Annotated in this window: 31 protein-coding genes; 5 read left to right on the top strand and 26 right to left on the bottom strand. The window is 43.3% G+C overall.

All coding sequences use genetic code 11. From position 1 onward, the window contains the following. Positions 1–17: 17 nt before the first annotated feature. Both ACIROD_RS19485 and ACIROD_RS19480 read right to left on the bottom strand, forming a co-directional pair. Positions 18–275: a YwdI family protein gene (locus ACIROD_RS19485; RefSeq protein WP_402943268.1), complete on the bottom strand. Its 258-nt coding sequence runs from the start codon at positions 273–275 to the stop codon at positions 18–20. A 270-nt stretch (positions 276–545) separates the two neighbouring features. Beyond that, positions 546–1,226 (bottom strand): uracil-DNA glycosylase, encoded by a 681-nt coding sequence (locus ACIROD_RS19480; protein WP_402943265.1) that lies wholly within the window; start codon positions 1,224–1,226, stop codon positions 546–548. A 150-nt stretch (positions 1,227–1,376) separates the two neighbouring features. Here ACIROD_RS19480 and ACIROD_RS19475 point away from each other — a divergent pair, with 150 nt between their 5' ends. Then, positions 1,377–2,810, top strand: a complete 1,434-nt coding sequence (locus ACIROD_RS19475; protein ID WP_402943263.1) for a phospholipase D family protein — start codon at positions 1,377–1,379, stop codon at positions 2,808–2,810. Between the two features lie 135 nt (positions 2,811–2,945). Beyond that, on the top strand, positions 2,946–3,293 hold the full coding sequence (locus ACIROD_RS19470) for a YflT domain-containing protein (RefSeq protein ID WP_053536921.1): 348 nt from the start codon (positions 2,946–2,948) through the stop codon (positions 3,291–3,293). Between the two features lie 62 nt (positions 3,294–3,355). Here the strand turns inward: ACIROD_RS19470 and ACIROD_RS19465 are convergent, their stop codons facing one another. The 4 genes from ACIROD_RS19465 to mobA are packed head-to-tail and all read right to left on the bottom strand — an operon-like array spanning position 3,356 to position 5,715. Beyond that, on the bottom strand, positions 3,356–4,375 hold the full coding sequence (locus ACIROD_RS19465; protein WP_402943260.1) for a MoeB/ThiF family adenylyltransferase: 1,020 nt from the start codon (positions 4,373–4,375) through the stop codon (positions 3,356–3,358). Positions 4,376–4,399: 24 nt separating this feature from the next. Continuing rightward, a complete protein-coding gene (gene moaD / locus ACIROD_RS19460; RefSeq protein ID WP_402943257.1) occupies positions 4,400–4,633 on the bottom strand; it encodes a molybdopterin converting factor subunit 1 in 234 nt (77 codons plus the stop codon). Beyond that, on the bottom strand, positions 4,626–5,090 hold the full coding sequence (locus ACIROD_RS19455) for a molybdenum cofactor biosynthesis protein MoaE (protein ID WP_260358804.1): 465 nt from the start codon (positions 5,088–5,090) through the stop codon (positions 4,626–4,628). Before ACIROD_RS19455 ends, moaD begins: the two co-directional genes overlap by 8 nt. Next, entirely contained in the window at positions 5,080–5,715 is a 636-nt protein-coding gene (gene mobA, locus ACIROD_RS19450; protein WP_402943253.1) for a molybdenum cofactor guanylyltransferase, read from the bottom strand. The genes ACIROD_RS19455 and mobA overlap by 11 nt, the downstream gene beginning before the upstream one ends. A 370-nt stretch (positions 5,716–6,085) precedes the next feature. Between mobA and pdxK the strand changes: the two genes are divergently transcribed. The 3 genes from pdxK (at position 6,086) to bshB2 (ending at position 8,148) form a co-directional block, all read left to right on the top strand. Continuing rightward, positions 6,086–6,913 (top strand): pyridoxine/pyridoxal/pyridoxamine kinase, encoded by an 828-nt coding sequence (gene pdxK, locus ACIROD_RS19445; RefSeq protein ID WP_230176092.1) that lies wholly within the window; start codon positions 6,086–6,088, stop codon positions 6,911–6,913. 124 nt (positions 6,914–7,037) lie between these two features. Next, on the top strand, positions 7,038–7,385 hold the full coding sequence (locus ACIROD_RS19440) for a YojF family protein (RefSeq protein WP_096339115.1): 348 nt from the start codon (positions 7,038–7,040) through the stop codon (positions 7,383–7,385). Positions 7,386–7,482: 97 nt separating this feature from the next. Then, positions 7,483–8,148: a bacillithiol biosynthesis deacetylase BshB2 gene (gene bshB2 / locus ACIROD_RS19435; RefSeq protein WP_402943248.1), complete on the top strand. Its 666-nt coding sequence runs from the start codon at positions 7,483–7,485 to the stop codon at positions 8,146–8,148. 151 nt (positions 8,149–8,299) lie between these two features. Here the strand turns inward: bshB2 and ACIROD_RS19430 are convergent, their stop codons facing one another. The 20 genes from ACIROD_RS19430 to ACIROD_RS19335 form a co-directional block, all read right to left on the bottom strand. Further along, positions 8,300–9,505, bottom strand: coding sequence for an MFS transporter (locus tag ACIROD_RS19430; RefSeq protein ID WP_402943245.1), 1,206 nt, complete (start codon positions 9,503–9,505; stop codon positions 8,300–8,302). An 18-nt stretch (positions 9,506–9,523) separates the two neighbouring features. After that, positions 9,524–9,943 carry a MarR family winged helix-turn-helix transcriptional regulator gene (locus tag ACIROD_RS19425; RefSeq protein ID WP_053536927.1) on the bottom strand — a complete coding sequence of 140 codons (420 nt, stop codon included), beginning with the start codon at positions 9,941–9,943 and terminating at the stop codon, positions 9,524–9,526. 341 nt (positions 9,944–10,284) lie between these two features. After that, a complete protein-coding gene (locus ACIROD_RS19420) occupies positions 10,285–11,373 on the bottom strand; it encodes a PQQ-dependent sugar dehydrogenase (protein WP_402943242.1) in 1,089 nt (362 codons plus the stop codon). Between the two features lie 27 nt (positions 11,374–11,400). After that, the gene (locus tag ACIROD_RS19415) at positions 11,401–12,267 is read right to left on the bottom strand and encodes a Cof-type HAD-IIB family hydrolase (RefSeq protein WP_101223882.1); all 867 of its coding nucleotides are present in this window, start codon (positions 12,265–12,267) and stop codon (positions 11,401–11,403) included. A gap of 166 nt (positions 12,268–12,433) precedes the next feature. Continuing rightward, the gene (locus ACIROD_RS19410; protein WP_101223883.1) at positions 12,434–13,552 is read right to left on the bottom strand and encodes a PRK06851 family protein; all 1,119 of its coding nucleotides are present in this window, start codon (positions 13,550–13,552) and stop codon (positions 12,434–12,436) included. Positions 13,553–13,641: 89 nt separating this feature from the next. Beyond that, positions 13,642–14,118 (bottom strand): Cys-tRNA(Pro) deacylase, encoded by a 477-nt coding sequence (ybaK, locus tag ACIROD_RS19405; RefSeq protein ID WP_101223884.1) that lies wholly within the window; start codon positions 14,116–14,118, stop codon positions 13,642–13,644. Between the two features lie 97 nt (positions 14,119–14,215). Then, complete coding sequence (gene gntK / locus ACIROD_RS19400) at positions 14,216–15,760, bottom strand: gluconokinase (RefSeq protein WP_402943237.1); 1,545 nt, start codon at positions 15,758–15,760, stop codon at positions 14,216–14,218. Positions 15,761–15,782: 22 nt separating this feature from the next. Then, positions 15,783–15,881 (bottom strand): hypothetical protein, encoded by a 99-nt coding sequence (locus ACIROD_RS19395; protein ID WP_402943234.1) that lies wholly within the window; start codon positions 15,879–15,881, stop codon positions 15,783–15,785. Positions 15,882–16,065: 184 nt separating this feature from the next. Beyond that, positions 16,066–16,194: a hypothetical protein gene (locus ACIROD_RS19390; protein WP_260358807.1), complete on the bottom strand. Its 129-nt coding sequence runs from the start codon at positions 16,192–16,194 to the stop codon at positions 16,066–16,068. 27 nt (positions 16,195–16,221) lie between these two features. Continuing rightward, entirely contained in the window at positions 16,222–16,437 is a 216-nt protein-coding gene (locus ACIROD_RS19385; RefSeq protein ID WP_402943231.1) for a GntT/GntP/DsdX family permease, read from the bottom strand. A gap of 39 nt (positions 16,438–16,476) precedes the next feature. Continuing rightward, positions 16,477–17,175, bottom strand: coding sequence for an ATP-binding protein (locus tag ACIROD_RS19380; protein WP_101223888.1), 699 nt, complete (start codon positions 17,173–17,175; stop codon positions 16,477–16,479). Beyond that, entirely contained in the window at positions 17,172–17,666 is a 495-nt protein-coding gene (locus tag ACIROD_RS19375) for an ECF transporter S component (protein ID WP_402943228.1), read from the bottom strand. The genes ACIROD_RS19380 and ACIROD_RS19375 overlap by 4 nt, the downstream gene beginning before the upstream one ends. 2 nt (positions 17,667–17,668) lie before the next feature. Continuing rightward, positions 17,669–18,253 (bottom strand): cob(I)yrinic acid a,c-diamide adenosyltransferase, encoded by a 585-nt coding sequence (locus ACIROD_RS19370; protein WP_101223890.1) that lies wholly within the window; start codon positions 18,251–18,253, stop codon positions 17,669–17,671. A 14-nt stretch (positions 18,254–18,267) separates the two neighbouring features. Next, on the bottom strand, positions 18,268–18,642 hold the full coding sequence (locus ACIROD_RS19365) for a bifunctional adenosylcobinamide kinase/adenosylcobinamide-phosphate guanylyltransferase (RefSeq protein WP_230176086.1): 375 nt from the start codon (positions 18,640–18,642) through the stop codon (positions 18,268–18,270). A 5-nt stretch (positions 18,643–18,647) separates the two neighbouring features. After that, positions 18,648–19,265: a histidine phosphatase family protein gene (locus ACIROD_RS19360; RefSeq protein WP_402943224.1), complete on the bottom strand. Its 618-nt coding sequence runs from the start codon at positions 19,263–19,265 to the stop codon at positions 18,648–18,650. Continuing rightward, a complete protein-coding gene (gene cobS / locus ACIROD_RS19355) occupies positions 19,223–20,014 on the bottom strand; it encodes an adenosylcobinamide-GDP ribazoletransferase (protein WP_402943221.1) in 792 nt (263 codons plus the stop codon). Before cobS ends, ACIROD_RS19360 begins: the two co-directional genes overlap by 43 nt. Beyond that, on the bottom strand, positions 20,011–20,586 hold the full coding sequence (locus ACIROD_RS19350; protein WP_402943218.1) for a bifunctional adenosylcobinamide kinase/adenosylcobinamide-phosphate guanylyltransferase: 576 nt from the start codon (positions 20,584–20,586) through the stop codon (positions 20,011–20,013). The genes cobS and ACIROD_RS19350 overlap by 4 nt, the downstream gene beginning before the upstream one ends. Further along, entirely contained in the window at positions 20,559–21,632 is a 1,074-nt protein-coding gene (gene cobD, locus ACIROD_RS19345; RefSeq protein WP_402943215.1) for a threonine-phosphate decarboxylase CobD, read from the bottom strand. Before cobD ends, ACIROD_RS19350 begins: the two co-directional genes overlap by 28 nt. Next, on the bottom strand, positions 21,607–22,572 hold the full coding sequence (gene cbiB / locus ACIROD_RS19340; protein ID WP_402943213.1) for an adenosylcobinamide-phosphate synthase CbiB: 966 nt from the start codon (positions 22,570–22,572) through the stop codon (positions 21,607–21,609). The genes cobD and cbiB overlap by 26 nt, the downstream gene beginning before the upstream one ends. After that, positions 22,569–24,041, bottom strand: coding sequence for a heme ABC transporter ATP-binding protein (locus ACIROD_RS19335; RefSeq protein WP_402943210.1), 1,473 nt, complete (start codon positions 24,039–24,041; stop codon positions 22,569–22,571). The genes cbiB and ACIROD_RS19335 overlap by 4 nt, the downstream gene beginning before the upstream one ends. Positions 24,042–24,045: the final 4 nt, after the last annotated feature.

The following is a 24,045-nucleotide window of genomic DNA, read 5'->3' as shown; positions in this document are numbered from 1 at the left end:
CGCTCCCCTTCCCTAATTTAAAAATCGAACAAGGACTCCCCATTGGCCTCATCCATTTTAACCGGTTCTACATTCGGTGTAGCCGACATAACGGGCTGGGTCAATGTGATTGGCTTCGGTATGCTGATGTTCACCGCGTTTTCATCCACCATTACTTCACAAAGGGACTTAATGGCGATTACATACCCCTGCACCTTATCCTCTGAATTTGCCTGTTTCGCTTTTAAAACAAGCTCTTCGATTTTATCTAACATTTGTCTTGATGAAATATCCAACTTTACCACCTCGTCTATATACAGGTCAAAACTATCATAACTAGCATAGCAAAAATCAGAGAAGAAAACACCTTGCATATTTCCTACCTTTTCATTGGCTTGGCTTGAAATTTCAAGCATGGCTGTCCTGAAGAATGAAAGACATCAAGAGAAGGCTGGTTTGATGTTTTGAATTGAAAAGCACGGCAGCCCTTTGGAAAACTGGGATCCCAAGTTATATAGAAATGACTGCACGCCATACAATTCACCCGTTTCGTTTTCCTGCCCATATCATCGGTTCGTGATTTTCCAATCAATTGGGGATTCCCCCATTTCCAACAGCAATTGATTTGTTTTGGAAAAAGGTTTTGTGCCAAAGAAACCACGGGAAGCCGACAGCGGACTTGGATGTAAGGACTTAATGATTTTATGGCGGGTTTCATCAATTAAAGGGATTTTGGTTTGAGCAGGTTTTCCCCACAGGATGAATACAACCGGTTTCGGACGGTCATTCAATAGGCGAATAACTTGATTCGTAAAGATTTCCCATCCTTTTCCGCGGTGTGAGTGCGCCTCTCCCTCACGCACAGTCAAGACGGTATTCAATAGAAGCACTCCCCGTTTTGCCCATTCAACAAGGTAACCATTATCCGGAACCTCATAGCCTAGATCGGTGTTTAACTCTTTAAAGATATTTCTTAAAGAGGGTGGGATGCGAACTTCCGGCTTAACTGAAAAACTAAGGCCATGCGCTTGACCAGGGCCATGGTAAGGGTCCTGTCCAAGGATGACAACCTTTACGTCTTCATAAGGAGTATAATGAAGCGCATTGAAAATATCGTCCTGATCAGGATGAATAACTTGCTGGCTGTACTCTTGCTTTATAAATTCCCTTAGCTCCTGGTAATATTCTTTTTTGAATTCCTCTTTCAATAGAGGCCACCAATCATTTGTCAATAACTGCTTTTCCATCTGCCACAGCCCCTTTCCACTTTTTGAAACTATATTATATCAAACTTAATCGCCTTGCCTTTTCCATAGATTACGATGTATGTTTCTATATACCCCAAAGTGGGAAAATAGAAAGTTAGCAAGCAATTTAACCATGTTGGAGGATTCCCTATGAAAAAATGGTACAAAAGAAAACGATTTTATCTGCTTGTCAGCATTTTGATCGTCATTGCAATCGTAATCGTCTATAACAGCTACAAGCCTCTCCCCGATGGTATTTCTTATGAAGGAAAAGTTCATCATGTCGAGGATATCGATTTCATCTATGACCTTTCCTATCACGATGAACAAGGGAATCTGCAACATGAGCAGCGAATTTTCCAAACCATAAATCAAGCGATAGAAGAGGCTGATTCTTATATCGTAATCGATATGTTTTTGTTTAATGCTTTTTATGATGAAAAGATAAACTTCCCGAAGTTAACCGAGACTCTGAAGGATAATCTGGTGAAACAGAAGAAAAGGAAACCTGATCTCCAGGTTATATTCATTACAGATGAAGTGAATACTTCCTATAATGCCTACCAATTAGAGGCATTGGAAACGATGAAGAAAAATGGAATTGATGTCATTGTTACCAACTTAGACCGCCTCCGGGATCCGAATCCTCTCTATTCAGGTGTGTATCGGACCTTTTTCCAATGGTTCGGTGAAAGCGGAAAAGGCTGGATTGTGAATCCAATGGCCAAAAGCGCACCAAAGGTCACCTTGCGTTCTTACCTTAGACTGATGAATATCAAAGCCAATCACAGAAAAGTGGTCGCTACTGAAAAAACGGCCATCATCTCATCTGCCAATCCTCATGACGCAAGTGGATTCCATTCCAATATCGCGTTCCAGATGGATGGGAATATCATCGGCGATTTTCTTAAAGCCGAAGAAGCCGCTTCGAAATTCTCGGGAGGACCAAAGTCATTTCCTGAGTTCAAAGGGACATCGGCAGATAAAGGACCGATATCGGTACAACTGCTAACGGAAGGAAAAATCAATAAACATGTCCTTAAGGCAATTAAGGATGCAAAAAAGGGGGACAAGATCCATCTTGCCATGTTCTACATTGCCGATCGCGAGGTTGTCGAGGCATTAACGGATGCAGCTGAACGGGGTGTGAAGATTCAAATGATATTGGATCCGAATCAAAACGCTTTCGGAAGTGAGAAAATCGGGCTTCCCAACCTTCCGGTTGCCGCCGAATTTGAAAAACTGGGGGATGAAAACATCTCGATCCGCTGGTACAAAACAGATAAAGAACAGTTCCATACAAAATTGATGATGATCCAAAAGGCTAATGAAACGGTTATCCTTGGAGGATCGGCTAATTATACCTCCCGCAATCTAGATGACTATAATCTTGAAGCGAATGTTGAAATCCATGCTTCAAATGATGCCGGCGTTTCCAAGGATGTCGATAGCTACTTTCAAAGACTTTGGACAAATCAAAACGGAACCTACACGGTGGATTACAGTGAATACCAAAAGAAACTGCCTGTCTTCAAATACTTGACCTACCGCATTCAAAAGGTATTCCGCTTCACCACTTACTAAATATTCTTCGATAAAAATGTTTATCTGTGCCCAAACAAGGTTATATACTACTATAGCCAATCAACAACTGTAATAAGCAAGATTCCATTTACCTATTTTCAAGAGAATCTCACTGAAATTCAAGGAGGAGTTTATATGTATCAAGTACATGTAGTAGAAAACGGTTTACAAGCAAAGGAAAAAATCGATGAATTAGTTACATCAGGTTATACGAAAGACGATGTATATTTGTTTGCCCATGATAAAACCCGTTCAAAACACCTTACCGAGAATACAAATACAGAAGGTGTAGGCATGAAGGAACAAGGTTTCCTTGATACCGTCGGAAATCTCTTTAAATCACGCGGAGATGAACTTCGTAATCGAATGAGCAACCTTGGCCTTAGTGATATGGAGGCAGAACGTTACGAGGAAGTTCTTGACGAAGGAAAAGTAGTCATCGTCGCTTCCAAACAAGACAATAAAGACGGGGTTACACACTAAAACCCTATATGAATTCATAAAAAACGAGGCTCCTTAACCGGGGGCCTCGTTTTTTATAATCATTATCCCAGGATTCTTTGGTACGTGGCCTTTGCATGGACCATGTCCTTCGTACCGTGTATCAACGCCCGTCCATCCTTGAAAATGACGATACGCTCCCCAGCTTTTTCACAAGAGAGAAGAAATGGATTGAATTTCACCAAATAGCCGCTGCCGTCCAGATCCTTGGCTAATTTCTCGAGTTGCAGTTTCAAAGGTTTTGGCGGTCTTACCTGTACAGTATCCCTCCCGCAAAGAACAGCCGTTTTCGTTGCATTCTCCATTGTTAAAAAGGGATATGTCCTCTGCTCCCCGCATGAGAGACAATCTTTCTTTTTCGCTTTTGTCAATTTAACGGTTTGGTATTGATTTCTCCACAGATCAAAAGAAACAAGTGCAGGCCGTACAGATTCCCAATCTTCTACAAGGATTTTCAAAGCTTCGGCAGTTTGGTGTGCCACTACCATCGTTACTGCTGGTGATATGATTCCTCCTGTGTCACAGGTCATACCTTGAATGGGGATTGCTTTCAGCAAACAGTGCAAACATGGTGTCTGTCCGGGAAGGATCGTCAAAGTCATCCCCACACTCCCCACACATGCCCCATAAATCCATGGTATATGAAGCTTTTGTGATAAATCATTAATTATCATCCGTGTCTCAAAATTATCGGTTGCATCCATGATCAAATCAACATCACCAAGCAGCTGCTCGAGGTTCTGGGCTGTTGCGTCCATGATGATGGCATTCACTTCAACTTCATGATTGATATCAAATAAATGACGCTTTGCCGCTTCTGCCTTTGGCAGTTTCTCCTCGACATCCCGTTCCGTATACATTTGTTGGCGCTGTAAATTACTGGTCTCGACATAATCCCTGTCGACAATGGTAAGCTTCCCTACTCCTGCACGAGTAAGGGCCTCGGCATTAGCAGATCCCAAAGCCCCTGCACCAAGAAGCAATACATGCTTCTTCATAATTTTCAATTGGCCCCCTTCACCAATGGGGGCGAATAAAGTCTGCCTTGAAAATCGCTCTTTCACCGTGAACCCTCCCTTCCAAATGCTTTAGCCTCCACTTACTGGCGGAATGAAAGCTACAGTATCTCCATCAGATAGAATTGTGTCATCATCGGCAAATTCTTCATTGACCGCTGTCATCACGGTTTCAAGACCTTCCAATTGAAAATCCACCTTCAGTTTTCCTTTTAGCTGGGCCACACTCATTCCATTTCCTTCTATAGTAACAGTCTCTTTACCTAGCTCATCTTTCAATTGGGCAAATAAAAGTACATTAATCATCAATATCCCCCTCTTCCGGTTTCCCCGTTGGATATGGAACGGTTTCCAACTGGTTTCCGACCCATGTCTCCCCATCTTCCCAGTGTTCTTTTTTCCAAATCGGGACGATTTCTTTAATTCTTTCAATCGCATACCTGTTTGCCTCATATGCATCATTCCGGTGTGGCGTACTAACGGCAATAACCACTGCGATATCCGTGATTTCTAGTTTACCTACACGATGGGTGATCGCCGTTTCTGCATCAGGCCAACGCTCCTTGATCTCAGATCCGATTTGCTCCAATTTCTTGATGGCCATCGGTTCATACGCTTCGTATATTAGGAAGAGAGTCTTTTTCCCTTTCGTCATTTCCCTCACCGTACCAATAAAGGTCGTGACCGCACCTGCATTTCGACTGACTACTTTATCAATCACTTCCTGGATGACAATCGGCTCTTTTGAAATATTATAATTCATGTCTACCATCCTTTATATATAATTCAGTTTGATCAATATAACCTGCCTCTTTATAATCTTCCATCGTATTCATATTGAAAAAAAGGTAGTGAAAATGTTCAGGATTCTCGCGATATAACTTAAATTCGGTTTCTTTCATGATTTTCACCGAAATCTTTTCCAAAAATAGTCTCATTTTCAATTCATGTTTTAATAAACAGTCCGTCAGTACAGGAAGACATCTTTTATGGTAAACAGCAAAAAGCGGCTGGAGCCTGCCATTTATTTCTGGAATGACTGCGTCGAATTCAGGTTCATAATTGGATATGATATCCTTTATGGCATCTGCACTCACAAACGGCATATCACAGGCTGCAAGGAACTGAAGCTCCGTTTCCGATGAGGTCAACCCTGCATGCAATCCGCCAAGAGGTCCTAGATCTTTATGTAAATCCGGAATTAGCGGCAGCTGCAGAAAACGATATTCTTCAACTGTATTCGTAATGACCATAATGTTTTCTGACACCTTTTTCAATTCGGATGCCACTCTTGAAATGTTCACAATGCCACCTATGGACAACAGGGCCTTATTCACGCCCATACGGCTTGATTTCCCACCAGCTAAAAGCAACATTGTCCATTCCATAGAAATCACCCTCCCTTTTTTAGGTTTAATCCAGCATCGAACGGTAAAGCTACTAAATGTATCCCACTATATTTAAATATTTTAAATCAACTTTGAAAATAATGACACCTTCACAAACTTTGCTTTGCATATCAAAAGATGGAAAGTAGGATCAAAAGGCTAAAAAGCAGGCCACCCACCCATTTTATTTTCTGAATTCCATGTCCGAAAAAATGACTCATACGTGGCCATTCCATTACCTTTCTTAAGGTACTCATATTAAGGTGAAAACTAAGTTTTACATAAAAGAAATTTTGGTATATTCTAAAAATAGGATATTAACTGGTATGCTGATAATATCGAAATCTAATTCTCCTGAGGAGGTCACATAATGACTATGAAAAGAGCTATGACAGTTGCCGGATCGGATTCGAGCGGCGGTGCGGGTCTTCAAGCAGATTTAAAGACATTCCAAGAATTCGGCGTTTACGGTATGTCCGCTTTAACGACAATCGTGACGATGGATCCAAAGAATGGCTGGTCCCATAATGTATTCCCTACACCGGTCGAGGTTTTAGAAGCCCAAATCGAAACGATTCTATCAATCGGCATCGATGCCATGAAAACGGGAATGCTTGGATCAGTGGAAATCATTGAACTTGTTGCCCGTAAAATAGACGAGTTGAAGCTGGACAAGGTCGTAATCGATCCAGTTATGGTATGTAAAGGTGAAGATGAAGTATTGCACCCTGAAACGGCTGTAGCTCTGCGCGAACTGCTTGTTCCACGTGCAACTGTAGTCACGCCAAACCTGTTCGAGGCCGCTCAGTTAGCGGGAACTGCGCCTATCAAGACGATTGACGATATGAGGGCTGCAGCCAAAAAGATTCATGAACTTGGTGCAAAATATGTCTTGATCAAAGGCGGTAATAAGCTGGATCATGATAAAGCCATTGACCTTTTATATGACGGAACTGAATTTGAAATCCTTGAATCAGAAAAAATCGAAACGACCAATACACATGGTGCCGGCTGTTCATCTTCAGCAGCCATTGCAGCTCAATTGGCTGAAGGTAAAAGCCCGCGTGAGGCTATCCTCATCGCTAAAGACTTCATCACCGAGGCCGTTCGCCATTCTTGGAAGATGAATGACTATGTTGGACCTGTCAATCATGGTGCATACCATAAATATGGAATCGCTGAAAAAACACAAAAATAAAACATCAAGTTTAATGGCCGCTCAAATTCATCGAGCGGCCTTTTTCGCTTTTTTCGTTTTTATTTAGTAAAATAGAAAGAAGGAAAAGCTTATCTAGCCGCCCAGTTAAGGAGGAAATTATAGTATGAAACCTATAGACCGTACAGAGGTGCAAAATGCCATTGATTCTTTCGCAGGACAAGATGTATATCTTCACCTTGAAACGACAAATGGTGCCTATGCCACTCATGTAGATGAAGCTTTCTTTTCGGCAGGCGCTTATATTCGTAATGCTCTTATACAGTATGAACATGGGAAGATAGTTGGGGATGGACCCTACCGCATCGGCTTGAAGCTCAATATTGGCTGGGTATATGCAGAAGGCGTTAACCACTTCGAAATGGATGAACAAGGAAGATTGCTATTGGCAGGCCTTGATTTTTCCGGAAAGCTTGCTGTCTCCATGCAGCTCAGTCCCACTCCTTTTGAATGATGGCAACTTGCTTGAAATATATCATATAATTCCGATGAAAACTCCCATTTACCGATAACAATACTCACTGTAAGTAGAACGGAAGGAGAAATATACCTTGGAAAAAGAACGCCATGTATTAGTTATATTCCCACATCCCGATGATGAAGCCTTCTCGGTCTCCGGAACGCTTGCCCTTCATAGAGAAGCGGGCACTCCTGTCACCTATTTATGCTTAACTTTAGGAGAAATGGGACGTAATTTAGGAAACCCTCCATTTGCAACAAGGGAATCGCTCCCTAAAATTCGTAAAAAGGAATTAATCGATGCAGCAAATGCGATTGGCATCCAAGATTTACGCATGCTTGGATTGCGTGATAAGACAATTGAATTCGAAGATGATGAAAAGCTGACTTCATTATTTACCGATGCCATCAATGAATTGAACCCTTCATTGATCATTACGTTTTACCCAGGATACAGTGTCCATCCTGACCATGAAGCGACAGCACGGGCTGTGGTGCGGGCCGTTGAAAGAATGGAAGTGAAAGAGAGGCCTAAACTTCATTGTGTCGCCTTCTCGAATAACTGCATTGACGAATTAGGGCAACCTGACATCATTCATGATATCTCTGCCGTCGAAGAAAAAAAGGTAGCCACATTCACTGCCCACCGTTCGCAAACTCAGGCAATGGTGATCGATTGGAAAGAAAAATTCGAAAATCAGGATGCCGATTTTCTAGACTGGATCCGCAAAGAAAGATTATGGACCTATAAGTTTTAAAGAAACCGCCAATATGGCGGTTTTCTTTGTTTATGGCATAAAAAAAAACGCCTGTGGGATACAGGCGGAGAAAAGGGGGATACTTTTGGAAAATCAATCATAATATAAGCATCCCCAAAATTCTTCATTTTATACAATCATATTCAAAAAATTAAGCAGACAAGCGTTCCTCATGCTGCATTTTCACTCTTGCCGAGGCTTTTTTTCCATGCGCCAAGTAATAAATGCCAATAAGTATGAACGCAAAGATAGACATTCCTATGAATAACCCTTTGAACCCTGTATATGGAATAAGGAATCCCAATAGGAACGGGCCCACACCAATACCGAAGTCATACATTGTAAAAAATGTGGATGTGGCTAATCCCATCCGATTTGAGGGGGCTTCCTTGATGGAAATCGCTTGACTGCTAGATTGGAACGTACCATAACCCACTCCGATAAAGGCGCCGGCAATCAGAAGCGTGATACCATGATGGGATTGGCTCAGGATGACCATACCGATGGCAAATAGCAAGAGCGATGGGTAAATAACTGCATTTTCCCCCTTCACATCAAACATCCGGCCTGTAAACGGACGGGACGCCAAAAGGAATACAGCAAATACGACAAAGAAAAAGCTCGCCGCATCCATTAAATCCATTTCCTTTGCAAAAGACGTTAAATAGGACAAGATGCTCGAATAGGTAAATCCGGCAAATCCGATAAAAACGGCAATGGGAAGTGCCCTTTTTTCAAAGTAATCACTGATTTTAAATCCTTTTTGTGGTGAAGCTCCGACCTTTTCCCCTTCAGGCACATTCATGAATAACGATGCAACTAAAGAAAACGCGGCAAATAAAGAGGCTGCATAGAAAATGATGGAATAACTGAAATGCTGTGTTATCAGCAATCCAATAAACGGACCGAAAGCCATTGCCAAGTTTGTACTCATGGCAAAGTAACCTGTGCCTTCCCCGCGTCTTTCATTCGGAATGATATCTGCAGCAATCGTTCCAGTTGCCGTAGTGGCAAGGCCAAAAGCAAAACCGTGAATAAGCCGATCAATCAATAAGAGGGATAAACCATTCACCAGGAAATAGCCAATGGATGCAATCAGGAATAGCACCAACGAGCCAAGCAACATCTTTCTGCGGCCGATCTTGTCAATTTTTTTCCCTGCAATCGGTCTGACAAGCACAGCACCGAGAACAAAGATACTTGAAGCAAGCCCTGCCTGTGCTTGCGAAGCATGAAAATTATCTATCGTATAAATGGTCAATGTCACCATCAAGACATAAAAAGTTAAAAATAGAAAAAAGTTCGCAGACGAAACAATCAGAAAGTCTTTCGTCCACAATTTCGGTTTTTGATTCATTTCAATCCTTCTTCCTTACTATTGTTTTAATTTTTCCTTCAGGAAAATCAACGTTCGTAACGTTGCCTCCCGGTCTTCTTCAGCCAAACCGCTCATTAATTGAAGTTCAAATTCCTCAACTACCTTTTTGGCCTCTTGATAAGTCCTTAAACCTGACTCCGTTAACTGTATTCTCCGTTCCCGTTTATCTTTTCCAGGAACTTGTTCAATCAACTCAAGTTCTTCCAATCGGTTTACCGTCCTGGTTACCGTCGGTTTCTCCACATCTAAATAAGTGCTTATTTCAACAAGCGTAGAACAGCCGAACTGACTCAGATAATATACAATCGACCATTGGGAATGATAAAGATCAACCTTGGCCAATTGTTCATTTAACTTTTTCGTAAATGACCTTGAAAATTGTAAGTTATGATGAAAAAAACCATTTTGAAAGGACAAAGGTATTCCTCCTGTAAAGTAGTTACCTAGGTAACTATACACCTATTCAGTAAAAATGTCTAGCCTTCGGATGAACGAAAATAATCGTAGACACACTGTTTCCTAAGCTTCTCCATCACTTCCTACACAACAAGAAAAAACCTCTTTTCAGGAGGTTGGGGCTATTATTTGAGAGTTTGGAGGAAATACTCGTGAATTCGGGGCTTTTACTCGTGAATTCCACGCAAATACTCGTGAGTTTGGGGCTTTTACTCGTGATTTTAAAGGACATAAACCAAAAAGGAAACCCCGCTATTAGCGAGGTTTCCTTTTATATGCTTCTTTTCTCCTGATTGATTACATCAAGGCATATTTAACTGAGATAGCGGCAAACGATAAAGCTTATCATCCTTTTCATCAGGATTTCCTCGGCCGTCCGTATTGTTGCTTATGAAATAAAGAAATTTTTCATCAACGAATACATCGCGTATCCTTCCTGAGCCCGTAATGATATTAGTCAGTTTTCCGTTTTTTTCATCATAACTTTTAAGCGCTTCGCCCCTTAAGGCTGCAAAATAGAGCTTTCCGTCAAAATAGGCCATGCCAGAAGGAGCCCATGTATTTTCACCGGAATGAATCAATGGTTTTACCATATCAGCTTTTTGCTCATCGCCCTGTATCTCTGGCCAGCCATAGTTCTTACCCGGATCAATTTTATTTAATTCATCGTGAGCCGAATCTCCATGCTCACTTTCATACAACTGTCCTGCTTCATCCCAAGCAAGGCCTTGTGGATTGCGGTGACCGTATGAATAGACGTATGAATTCGCGAAAGGATTATCGTTCGGAATGGTGCCATCCAGGTTCATGCGCAGAATTTTCCCGCCTAAAGAATCTGTGTCCTGTGCGATCTCAACCCTTCTTGCATCACCTGTCGTTGCATATAGCTTATCATCCGGACCAATCTTGATCCTGCCGCCATGGTGGAAGTCCCCGCTTGGTATTCCGTCGATTAAGGTCTCCATCTCATGCCACTCATCATCATTTTTTTCTAAAATGACGATTCGATTGATGAGATTCCCGCCTTCTTCATACGTATAATAAGCGAAAGCTTTCCCTCTCTTAGAGAAATCGGGAGCTAATAAAAATCCAAGCAACCCAGCTTCCGCTTTTGACGACAATGTCTTTTTTAGGTTGACCTTTTGCCGTGTCATCTTACCCTTGTCCCATTCAACGATAGTTCCTGTCCGCTCCGAAACATACATTGTGTCCCCATTCTTCTGAATCGACCATGGGGCATGCAAGTTCGTTACCAGCACATCCGGATCTTCGCCTAAAGTGCCCGTCACTTCCTTGTCAGGATTCGGCTCGGTTTCAGTGTCATCATCATTCATGTTACAACCAGTTAAAATCAATGCAGCCATAAGGAAAAATAAGAGCAATTTTTTCAAAAGTCTTTCTCCCTTCGATTCATGAGTTTAATAGGCTGACTGTTTAAGTACCTTTAAAATGGCCTCCGCTACACCGGATTCATCATTCTTGCCTGTTACTTCATCACACAGTTTTTTTATTTCGAGCGGGGCATTTCCCATTGCGACAGACAAACCTACCCGTTCAAACATGGATACATCATTATAATTATCCCCAATAGCCATCGTTTCCTGCATCGATCCGGATTTTCCATTCACATATGTTTCAAGTGCCGTACCTTTTTGAGCTGTTTCACTCATGATTTCCACATTTTCACGTCCCGATGAAGTGACTGTAACTCCCTGTCCTTCCAATTTCGAAGCAATTTCATTTAATAAATTTAAATCCTTTGAGAAGCTGAGAATTTTATAATATTCCTCATTCGAACGGCTGAATAACTCGGAATAATCGGAAATGGAAGTTACCTGTCCAAGCTGTAAACGCTCCTCCGCATATTTCCGCATATTCTCAGGGTCAATGTCCGGATTGGCTGTAACGAATACATCAACCAAAACAGATATTGCGTTTTCATAGTCTTTAGAATAAATTCCCTGACTCGTATATATTTCGAAATAAATCCCTTGTTCTTCGAGGAATCCAGCGACCATTTTAGCAGTGGCAGCTGACATTGGATTGGAAGCGGCAATATTTCCATCCTCCGTGAAGAGTGCAGCACCATTTACACAAATGACAGGGCATACGATGCCTGCTTCATCTAAAGCGAACCTTGCTTCCACATAAGATCTTCCAGTAGCAATGATCACTTCCACTCCCTCACTTTGCGCCCTCTGGATAGCGTGTTTATTTTCCTCACTGACCTTTTGCATTTTGTTTAACAATGTTCCGTCCATATCAATCGCAATCGTCTTTATCAATTCAACCGGCTCCTTTTTTTCAATATAATCCCTATTTTAACCGAAAGGACGTGGATAAACACGTTTAACAAACCCGTCTCTATTCTTGTGTGACTTCCGTCGTTAAAAAATAGTCTTATGTATATAAATAAACTGCACCTAATTAAAATAGGTGCAGTTTGTTTTCTTAATGCAGAATCGTTTGGCTATCGACATCTTGTGCCCGTTCAATGATCTGTTCTTGGATGTCTCTTTGAATGTCATCGATGGCTGTAAAGTCCATTGCTTTTACATAAATCTTTTCAAGTTCGTCATGCAGCTCTTTCGCCTTAGCCAGATTTGCTGTCGCTTCATTCATTTTTGTCCGGTACCTGGTGGAAACATCCTTTATCTGATCGGCATAAATTTCATCTGTTCCAGGCAGGATAGCTGTTTTATATATATCTATGATTTCATCACCTTCACAACTCGGGAAATATTCATGCGGTGATGTGCTGTCAAAAATGGCGATTCCTACCTCCCGGACGATTACCATGTCCAAGCTATGAGGATCGAATCCGCAATGATATACTTCCACATCAAAGCCCCTTTGCTCCGCAGCCTTTGCAATCTTCTTCAGCATCGTTGATTTACCGGATCCTGGACGTCCCTTTAAAAAGTACCGTTTTTGTATTCCCTCAGTAATATTGGGGATGAAATCAACTGCACCTTTTGGTGTAGCTGCCCCTAAGAATCGGTGACGAACATCCGACTTCTTATTAAGGGTTATATCTCTATAAAAGCCTTCTATCAATTTATTGGTCAACCCATTCAATTTAGCGAAATCAATATTTGCTTTATAAATGTCTTCCCATTCATCATGTATCTTCAATGCTTCAGCAAATAGGGCATATGCCTTCTCGAAACTCTTGCTTCTCGCATTCGTCAATCTTATGATGGCCGCTCTTTCAGAAGCCAGCTGCTGGGAATTCCAGGCAGCCCCTAGATTGACATATTCCTCAATGGCCCCAGGTGCCTTCGGCTCAATCACATGCGGCGCGGTCCCATCCACGAGTCCGATTTTCAAAGCGGGAATGATCACTCCATCAATGGAATCATTATCGGACGAACAATGTAAATACTCGATGTCATAGTCTTTATCCAGCCATTCTTGGCCGATTTTTTTCATAATGGTCGATTTACCGGAACCAGGTCCGCCTTTTAAAATGAACAATCTTTCCAGACCTGCCAAATTGGAATCATATAAACTATAAAAACCTTTAGCCGTATTGCCTCCTGCGAAATAATGCATCTCTTTTCCTGTCACTTTCACACTCTCCCTCACAATACAGATGTGATCTTCAAGACAGCGTATGCAGAAATGAACTAATAGGTGAATGCCTACAGGTTAACAGTCTATTTTATTAGGGCAGCAGATTCCGCTTGTGTGACCTCCAGGAATTCTGACGGTTTTAACACGATCTGTGTACCGATCTTTCCTCCGCTTACGATGATTTCAGGCAGGTTTGCTGCACTTTCGTCAATAAAGGTCGGATATTGCTTTTTCATTCCGATCGGGGAACAGCCTCCCCGAATGTACCCTGTGTATTTTTGCAGATCTTTAACCGCAAGCATTTCAATTTTTTTTGCACCTGCGGCCTTCGCTGCTTTTTTCAAGTCCAGTTCGGTGGCTACAGGAATGACAAATACGTAAAGCTGCTGCGGTCCGTTATGGGTAACAAGCGTTTTAAAAACGGTTTCTGGCGCTTTTCCAATTTTGTCCGCAACAGTGATCCCATCGATTTTTCCGTCGCGGGCATCATAACTCATCATGCCATACTCTATACGTTTGTTATCAAGAATTCGCATTGCATTCGTTTTACTGGCTCCCATTGAAAATTCCCCTTATCGTTTTCTTCCATCTTACCATTTTAATTACCAGGCAAAAAGAAAAGCACAGTGCCTGATGCATCTGTGCTTTCCCTAAAGATCATTCTAAATGACGTCTTTGGAAATCAGCGATTCTCTTGTAGTCGCCTTCCAATTGCCTGCTCACGGATAAATAAATCGACATTAATTCTTCATATACTTTAACGTTCTCTTCGATCGGGATAAGTTCATTCGTTTCACCAACCATACCTTCAACCTCATCAAGGCTTTGGATTTCGCCTAAAGCATATAATCCAAGAACGGCTGCACCTAAGCTTGAACTCTCGAAGCTTTCAGGAATTGTCACGTTTTGATTGAATATGTCAGCCATGATTTGGCGCCAGAGCTTTGAGCGGACAAATCCGCCGCTTGCATGGATCTTCTCGGGGGCACCCGTCAATTCCTTAACAGCAAGAAGGACACTGTACAAGTTATACATCACACCCTCCAGCACTGCCCGGACCATATGGTCACGAGTGTGATGAAGCGCCAGTCCGAAGAAGGAGCCCCTTGCATCGGCACTCCATAATGGTGCCCGTTCCCCTGCCATATACGGATGGAATATCAACCCATCAGAACCAGGTGCAATATTGGAAGCCATATCCGTCAGAATCTCATAGGAGTCCTGTCCTGAAGCCTTCGCTTTTTCGATTTCCACACGGCCCAATTGATCGCGTGCCCATCGGAAGGTGATTCCCCCATTGTTGACCGGTCCGCCGATTACCCAATGATTCTCAGTAAGGGCATAGCAGAATGTCCTGCCTTTCGGATCGGTAAGCGGTCGGTCACTGACGGTCCTTACCGCACCGCTCGTTCCGATTGTCACTGCCAGAACGCCTGGCTTGATTGCGTTTTGCCCTAAGTTGGCAAGCACACCATCACTCGCGCCAATCACAAACGGGGTACCAGCCTGAATATTCATTTTTGCAGCTAATTCCTCACTTAAGCCTGAGAGGATATGCGTTGTAGGGACAAGCATCGGCAACTTTTCAGCCCCAATTCCAGCAATGGTGAGTGCCTCTTCATCCCACTTCAGGTCATTCATGTTGAACATGCCCGTTGCAGAAGCGAGTGAATAATCCATCACATACTCATTGAAGAATTTATAGATGATGTATTCTTTAATTCCTATAAATTTGTCCGTTTCGTTAAAAATCCCGGGATGCTCATTTTTTAACCACATTATTTTCGTGATTGGGGACATCGGGTGAATGGGTGTTCCGGTCCTGTGATACAATTGCATCCCCTGTACCGAAGCCTTCAGTTTCTTCGCATAGGCAACACTTCGATTATCAGCCCATGTAATGCTATTTGTCAGCGGTCTGCCGTCTTTACCCATGGCGATCAAGCTATGCATCGCCGAACTGAACGATATCAAGCCCAGTTCTTGCTTTTCTATCCCGCTTGCAATCATAACCTCGCCTATAGTAATGATAACCGCTTTATAAATTTCTTCGGGATCTTGTTCCGCCACGGAAGGGGTTGGACTGTGTAGAGGATATCCCCTCGAACAAGATTGGACAACCTCCCCCCCTTTTGAAAAAAGAACAACCTTCGTACTCGTCGTACCAATATCTATCCCCATCATATAACCTGAATGCCCCATATTTACAACATGCTCCTTTCTCTTAAACAATTGAATTCAATAGTAAGATTAGGATAAGTGAAACGACTGATATAATCGTTTCCATAACCGTACAAGACTTTAACCTTTGTGCGACTGTCAAATTAAATCTTTAGCGACATGGATCATAAGCTGCAACGGCTTCATCCACCCCGCTCGTGATCAATACAATTTTAAATGCACTGCACGCCCCAAGATGATGGACGCAGTTGGGACGAGGCAGGCGGACATGAATTGGATTAGTTCTTCTTTATTAAAACCTCTAGCGCATCCTAATGCCACAGAAATCATGGGGGCGATGATTGCCTTTCCAATGAAGGCATTCCAATCAATTCATATGAATCTTCTGCAAACAAAGCACCAAAAGCCTCGATCAACAATAAAAAGACCGGCATTGCCATCATCTTTCCAAGCATGTTACCTAAACCGAAAATGAGTGCCAACTAACGAAGAGTATTACCTATCCCTATCTGAACAGCATCTGCAACATCCGGAATATCCATACCTGCGATAATCCCTAAAATGATGGAAGCGAGAAGTAACGCAATAAATGGGGACCATTTCGCCTTGGCTATGATAACGATCAAGAGCAAACCATTGTTATGGCTAACAATCAATAAAAGTAAGATCTTAATGAAAAAAGCATCGAACCCGTTCATTGAGAACTAAACTCGATGCCTGATTCAGTCATGAGAACATCATTCTCCATTGAAAAGAGGACCGGATATGTGCTTGATTTCTTTCTCCAGATGTTCAGGATAGGCAATGAGGAAGCAGGTGGATGGTCCTGATGATTTTTCGATATCGACTTTATCACTTATATGCACAGAAACACCTTCACCACTTTGATCCAGGTGCTTCCATTCATATGCTATCCCTTTTGAGCCGACCGGAAGTGCCTGAACGTCTTCCATTTCACATAGGCTTTTATATAAAGATAATGGCGCGACCCAATCTTGCTGTTCCATTACTTCTTCTCCAACGAGCGGCCTGCCGATCAAAGCGATTTTCCGTGAAGGATGCTGCTTTTTAACACGTTCGTTCACTCGCTTACCAATCACCATAAGACCAAGTGCTGATTGAAGAAGCGGCATATTACTTTCTGTGCTTCCAGTAATCGGAAGGTCCTCCATTCCCAATTCACCCAGCCCCTTTTTGACACCCCTGGTCAAGTCCCCCCAAGCTTCATCACCGCAGAAATTATTTAGAACGACGGATACGGGTCTTCCGCCAACTCCCAAACACTCCATGACGGCAACCCGAAAGGAATAATAGCCAACGACCTCATAAGGGACATGGACAAGGTCCTTTTCCTTCAGCCCGATACCGCCGCTATTATCACTAGAAACAATCAATGAATCTGATTCTGAAAATGGCAAAATCAACGAATCACTCATTCTACGGATCCATCTTTAAAAAGCATCTTTTTCAAAACAGGCTCCAAGCGTGGCAGTAAAAGGGCAGCCAATACTACATTTACCGCAGTCGCTGCCGTTAATCCCGGAACCAATAACGTGTAAAAACCAGGGCTGATCAGAAATGCGAAAGGCAGGGCTAAAACGAAGGCATTACCGATAAAGAAGAGGAAAAATGCGCCTACTTTTTTTCCGTGTATATATAAAATGCCAAACATCCATACCAGGACTGCCATTTCGACCATGATCAAAAAGTGGAATGGCCCAAGCGGCATGCCGCCGATGAACGCTGAAATGATATGACCAAGCCCAGCTACTATAGCACCCGATACCGGGCCAAGTATGACAGCAGCCAAAAGGGCCGGAAAACTATCCAAAGCGATGCTCCCTATCGGTGAAGGGATTTTAATCATTGCCCCTACTGCCGATAAGGCAATGAATATAGCGGTTGCACTAATTTTTCTTACGTCCATGTTTACTCTTTTTCCTTTCTTTTCCCTCCACGGAACACATTTGCGCTGCGGATATATTCCACATCTTTCACACCAACACGGAAATTGATCACACGTGCAACAGCAAAGAAGTAATCCGACAAACGATTTAAATATTGAAGTGATAATGGTGAAACAGCCGCACCCGACTTGATCAATGAAACGACCAATCGTTCTGCCCTTCTTGTAACGGTTCGGGCAATATGAATGGTTGCAGCCGCTTTTGAGCCGCCAGGCAGGATAAACTTTTCCAATTCCGGCGCTTCAAGTATGAAGGCATCTATCCGTTCTTCCAAATAGGTAATGGCCTCATCCGTCAGCTTTTGTGGGGCTTTCTCGGAAACGGTTGCCAAATCACCGCCGCAGTCAAACAACTCATGCTGGATTTTCTCTAGGTCGGCCAGTATATCCTTAAATATCGCTGGATCCAATTCTGTCACCGCAAGACCGATATAGCTATTAACTTCATCAACCGTACCATAAGACTCGACACGGATGTCATCCTTGTCAAGCCGACCTCCGATTACGCTTGTTTGTCCCTTATCCCCTGTACGTGTATAAATTTTCATCCCAATTACCTCCTCTACTTTATTCGCTGGTCAATTCCATACCAGATGATATCAACGCGCCTTGATATGGATGCTACATCTTGAAAGACCCATCCGCAGGCATCGCGCCATCTGCGATCTCTTGCTTCCATCGGCACTATGCCTTTGGTGATATCTGAACCGATCACAATGCAGTTACGGTCATCTCTTTCTTTCTCCCATATTCGCCAATCAGCCATGATTTCCTTCCATTTTTTTCGAATCGAATTTGAATCCATCTTTTCTGCATCTTGTTGAATCCATGCATCCAACCCTTGCAATACAACAGTCTTGCCTTGAAAATCAATCATTTCCGGCTCTTCTTTTCGATAACCGGATAGCCAAAGGACATCATTTTCCAAACCATACAATTGCTTTACCCATTTAGTTTTGCCATTATAGGCGCCTCCTGTAACAAAGTGCAGCGTTCTCCCCTCCTTAAGCTGTTCCGGTCTTCCCATATCAGCTCATATCCCCTGCCATGGGAAATCCTCCAATCAAAAAAAGACTTCTCCTGCGGGGCATAGCGAACCAATAAATCACGGATTACCCCTCCATGCGTCAATATGGCAAACCGGCTCTCCTTACAGGCAATCAATTCGTTCCAGCCCTTATTAACACGCTCGGAAAATGCCGGATAACTTTCACCCCCAGGCACCAGTGCCTCCATGGGACGTTCCAGCCAATTAAGATAATCTCCATCTGCCTTCAACTCATGATACGTCCGTCCTTCCCAATAGCCGAAGTTCATCTCACGGAACGAAGGGTTTTTGACCGGAACAGCATCTGGAAACAGAAGTCGTGCAGTTTCCAAACAGCGGGGCAAATCGCTGCTGTGAATTTTTTCATACTGTGGGTAAGAACCCCTTAAGTCCGATATTTCCTTTTCTCCTTCGGTACTTAATGGAGAATCCGTCCAGCCTAAATAGGCCCTTCGCTCATTTGCTACTGTCAGCCCATGGCGAAGTAGTGTAATAGCCACAATATCAGCCATAACCAAAGCTCAACCCCTTCCACGGACGCCCCCAGCACATCCCCCGTTATCCCACCGAACCAACTGATGACTTTACGTTTTATATAAACCAGGAAAATCATTGCAGCCAGGCACATGATGAAAAATAAGGTGACAAGCTTAAAATCGATTGTCCAGGCAATCGCCAGACTTACAAGGAGATATAGCCAATAAATGGGCAAACTGCTTTTCGTTACTGCACTTTGAAAAAAAGCGCCGAGCCCCTCTTTTTTAGCCAGCGGCATCCGGATGAGTAAATAACCCATCACACATTTACTTAAGAGCGGAAGGGCTATGATCAAGAAGTATGTCCATTCATTTACCCTTTCGACAATTTCATAGATAAATAGAAACCGGGCGGCCAATAGGACTATGACGGAGATGACACCGAAGGCACCTGTCCTGGAATCCTTCATGATTTCCAAACGCCGCTCTTTATCCTGATAGGAAAAAAAAGCATCACTTGCATCGATCCAGCCATCAAGATGCAAACCACCCGTTAATGCCATCGTCAAAAACCAGAGGAAAAAGGCAATCGCAAGCGATGACAATGGGGTCCATTCCACTAGTGCATACAAAACACCGCCCAATATCAAGCCTAGCAAAAGACCTACTAATGGAAAGGTTTGAATGGCACGGTGAATATATTTCTTCTCCATCGGAAGCTGCTTCTTTATTGGAAAGACCGTAAAGAACTGCAGGTTAATTAAAAATCCGACCACTCCGCTCATTCCTGCATGCACCCTTTCTTCCGCAATGGAATTCCCGCTTCGACAAGATAGGCTTCATCGGCCTGCCCGACGATCGTTTGATGAAGCAGGCCCAGTGTTTTTCCGTATAAATGGAGGAAATCATCCCGGAAAATCGGCTCCTGCACCAATTCATTGCTCACGACTATTAAACAATTGGATTGTTTTCTAATCTCATTGATTCCGGTTATTATTTTTGAAAAAACGCTATTTAAGAATTCTTCTTCAAGCGGAAGGCCAGGGCCGAATAGCTCGTTATCAAGCAGGGTTGTCAGACAATCGAGCAGAATTATGGAATCCTGATCAATATCCGCCCCTATTCTTGTAATATCCGTTGCGTATTCGGAGGTCTTCCACGCAATCGGGCTGCTTTCCCTATCTTTCCGGTGCCTAAGGATGCGTTCACCCATCTCAGCGTCACTGACTCGGCCACAGGCGAGGTAATGCAAGTTCCCATCCATCTGGAGTGCATACTCCAAGGCTTTTCTTTCTGCGAAGCTGCTTTTTCCTGAACGGACACCCCCGGTTATAAAACAGAGCCTTGCTTTCTCCACTGTCTTACCCCCTCCATCAGTGCTTCGTTATCATGTTCACTCTTCACTGCAAACCGAAGCCACACTCCGTCCAAACCCGGAAAATTATTGGTATGGCGCGGTACGATTCCTTTTTTCAGCAAAAAGGGGAAAAGGGATAGAGATTCATCCTTCACCAAATAAAAATTGACTGTGCTAGCAGAGACATTCAACCCTTGCTCCTCATAAAACCGGAATAGTTTTTGCTTTTGCCAGGCAATATAGTCTCTTGTTTTTCTCATATAGGCTTCTTCCGCAAGACAGATTTTCCCCACTTCAAGCGCCACGTGGTTGACGCTCCAATGCGGCTTATAGTTTCTAACCCGTTTTATGATGTCAGGTGCCGCAAGCAAGTAGCCTAGTCTCAAACCCGGGATTGCAAAGATTTTAGTCATTGATCTTAGAATGAGTAAATGTGGAAATGCATTGATTAAAGAAGCATAACTAAAGGCATCTTCCGTAAAATCATAAAAAGCCTCATCCAATACAACCAGGCAATCCGCTTTTTGGCATTCCATGATCAATTCCCTGACTGCATCCCGATTAAATGAAACACCCGTCGGATTATTAGGCGTACATAAGAAAACTGCATCATATTCGGGGAATCGGGGAATCAATCGCTCCAAGTCCAATTGCCACTCAGGAGCATCAAGCTGGTGAAAATCGACCTTACATCCTGCCGCCAAACAAGCTTCAGCATATTCCGCAAATGCCGGCTGAATGATCAGCACCCTTTGATTGGCTAATCCGTTCGCTACCAGCATGATTATTTCAGCACCACCGTTCCCCACCAAAACGGATTGCTCAGGAAGAGCTTCTTTTTTTGCAATGGATTTTGTCAGTTCAATGGCATGCGGATCTGGGTATTGAAGGATTCCTTCGAAAAATCCAGCCCACTGTTCCTTTATGCGTAAAGGCGGACCCAATGGGTTGATGTTAGCACTGAAGTCGAGAACCCCTTCAGGCATCTCGATTTTCAGCGCTTCATAAAGATAATGAGGATTAGAGCCATGAGAAGGTAATGTCAAGAATAAGCCCCCCTAGCCATAGCATCAGCAGAAATAGAAAAGATGACCGATGCATGATGGTAATCGTTTTTGGTATATGTTTTGCTTCCAATCGAACAAGCGGAACTCCCATCCTCGCACGGTCGGAAACAATTCCTTTGTACATATTACGGCCTCCAAGCTGTATTCCCAAAATCGCAGCAACGCCTGCTTCACACCACCCGCTATTCGGGCTTGGATGTTTTTTTGCGTCATTGAATAATATCTTCCATCTAGCACCAAATCCATGATAGCGGGACTTTGAGCTGAGTAACATCAGGAAACCGGTGAGGCGGCTGGGAATCCAATTCACGATATCATCGAGCTTGGCTGAAGCCCAGCCGAATTGCCCATATTTATCATTTTTGTACCCTACCATGGAATCGCATGTATTAATCGACCTATACACCATAGAGAGCGGCGCACCGCCAATAGCTGCCCAAAACATCGGGGCTGTAATCCCATCGCTGGTATTTTCCGCTACAGTTTCCACGGTGCCCCTGACGACTTCGGATTCATCAAGATCAGCCGTATCACGGCCCACGATATAGGAAAGCTTTAGTCTCGCTTCAGGAAAATCGCGTTCATTAAGCGGAAGGCAAACATCCATCCCAGCTTGCTTCAAGCCCTTCTGAGCTATCGTAGTAGAAATGACAGCAGCTTCCCAAAGGATACCTGCAAGCGGATGGATTAGATAAGCCAAATAGACGGTAAGACCCGTAATCAATAACACCGCCGATAAGACGATGATCAACATGAAGAGTCCATTCCGTTTCTTATATGCCCCTTTATTGAATGCCAGATCCAGCTTGCTTATCATCGTTCCTATCCATTTGACTGGATGCGGCCAATTTGGCGGATCACCGATTAATAGATCAAGGAAAAATGCCAGCGTAACCGCAAAAAGATGATGATAGATCATAAATCCTCAATCCGTTTCCGATTATTCTTTAATGCTTCCACTGTACAATCATATACACCGCGACTGATCAGCTTCCCTAACGGAGTAATGGTGCCTGCATATTGAAGCTTTACCCCTCTTTGCGCAGCCGCAATTAAAATGCTGTCAGTCGACGTTCCTGTTGCACATGTATTTGTCACCTTATCCAGTACATGCAAATCATGAAGGGCTTTTACTTTTGCCTCGGTAGCAGTAACTATGCTGTGGATGAAAGCCTCTTCTGCCAAATGACCATTTACGAATATCCATGTATTTATCGTTCCCGGAGCGGAATTCCAAGAGTGCCGGTCAGCTAAGGAAGCGTCGATGGCATTTCCTACACCAGCCGTCACGATAATGAAAACAGAGAAATCTTCAGCTCTTAAAAGCTTGAAAGCAACCGTATCGAGAAAGACAGCTGTCATCATCCCTACCGTCTCCTGAGGTTCAAAACCATGAGCCTTTAAATACTCGGCCATTTCAACATGATGATCCTCGCAGTCATAGCCATGATGTACGTGCCTATTCACAAAATATTTATGCCAGCCCGTCCCCGAACCAGTCACTCCGGAAGACATCGTTCTAAGCGGGATCGGCGAATCCAATTGAATCATCTCAGGTCCGACTGTCAGATAGGATTCATCAATTTCCAATGGAATAGTATCATGGCCATGCTTTTCCGGAACGATGAACATCTGCGGTTTCGGAAGGGCGGGATGTGGATGTTTTTCGATCGTCGTATGATATACACCCTGAATCCGTTCCTGTTGAAGCACTTCATTCGGCACATCAACAACCTGAATTTTCCCTTTCTCAAGCAACATCAGCCGATCACAATATAACCCAGCCAAATTCAGGTCATGGAAAATTGAAATAACGGTCAAGTTCTGCTCTTTTGCCATTTTCCTCATTAAATCAAGAAGGTCTTTTTGATAGGAAAGATCCAAGTGATTCGTAGGTTCATCCAAAAAAAGGATTTCGGGTTCTTGGGCTAGTGCCTGTGCCAGCAGTACCCGCTGCCTCTCCCCTCCTGATAATCGTTCAAAATGCAGATCCTGAAAATCGGCTACGCCCGTTTGTTCCATAACTCGTTGGACAATCGATTCATCTTCTCCGGACCAACTATGGAACCAACCTGATTGATGGGCATATCGCCCAAGTGAGACCGTCTCTTTTACTGTATAGGAGAAAGCTAATGAGGAATGTTGAGGGAGCACAGCAATGACCTGTGCAAGTTGTTTTGACGAATAATCCTTCAAATCCCTACCTCTTATCCGTACGCTTCCGCCCTTATAATCGAGCACCCCGCTAAGCATACCTAAGAGCGTCGTTTTTCCGCTGCCATTAGGCCCAAGAATCCCGAATAATTCTCCTTTATGTACATCAAAAGAGACAGAGTCCAAAACAGCTTTGTTGTCATATCCACCTGTTAACCCTTTAACTTCAAGCATTCGT

The organism is Peribacillus sp. NPDC101481 (genome assembly GCF_044767165.1).
In the GTDB taxonomy this organism is placed as follows: Bacteria; Bacillota; Bacilli; order Bacillales; family DSM-1321; genus Peribacillus.
This window is presented reverse-complemented; position numbering and strand designations above follow the sequence as displayed.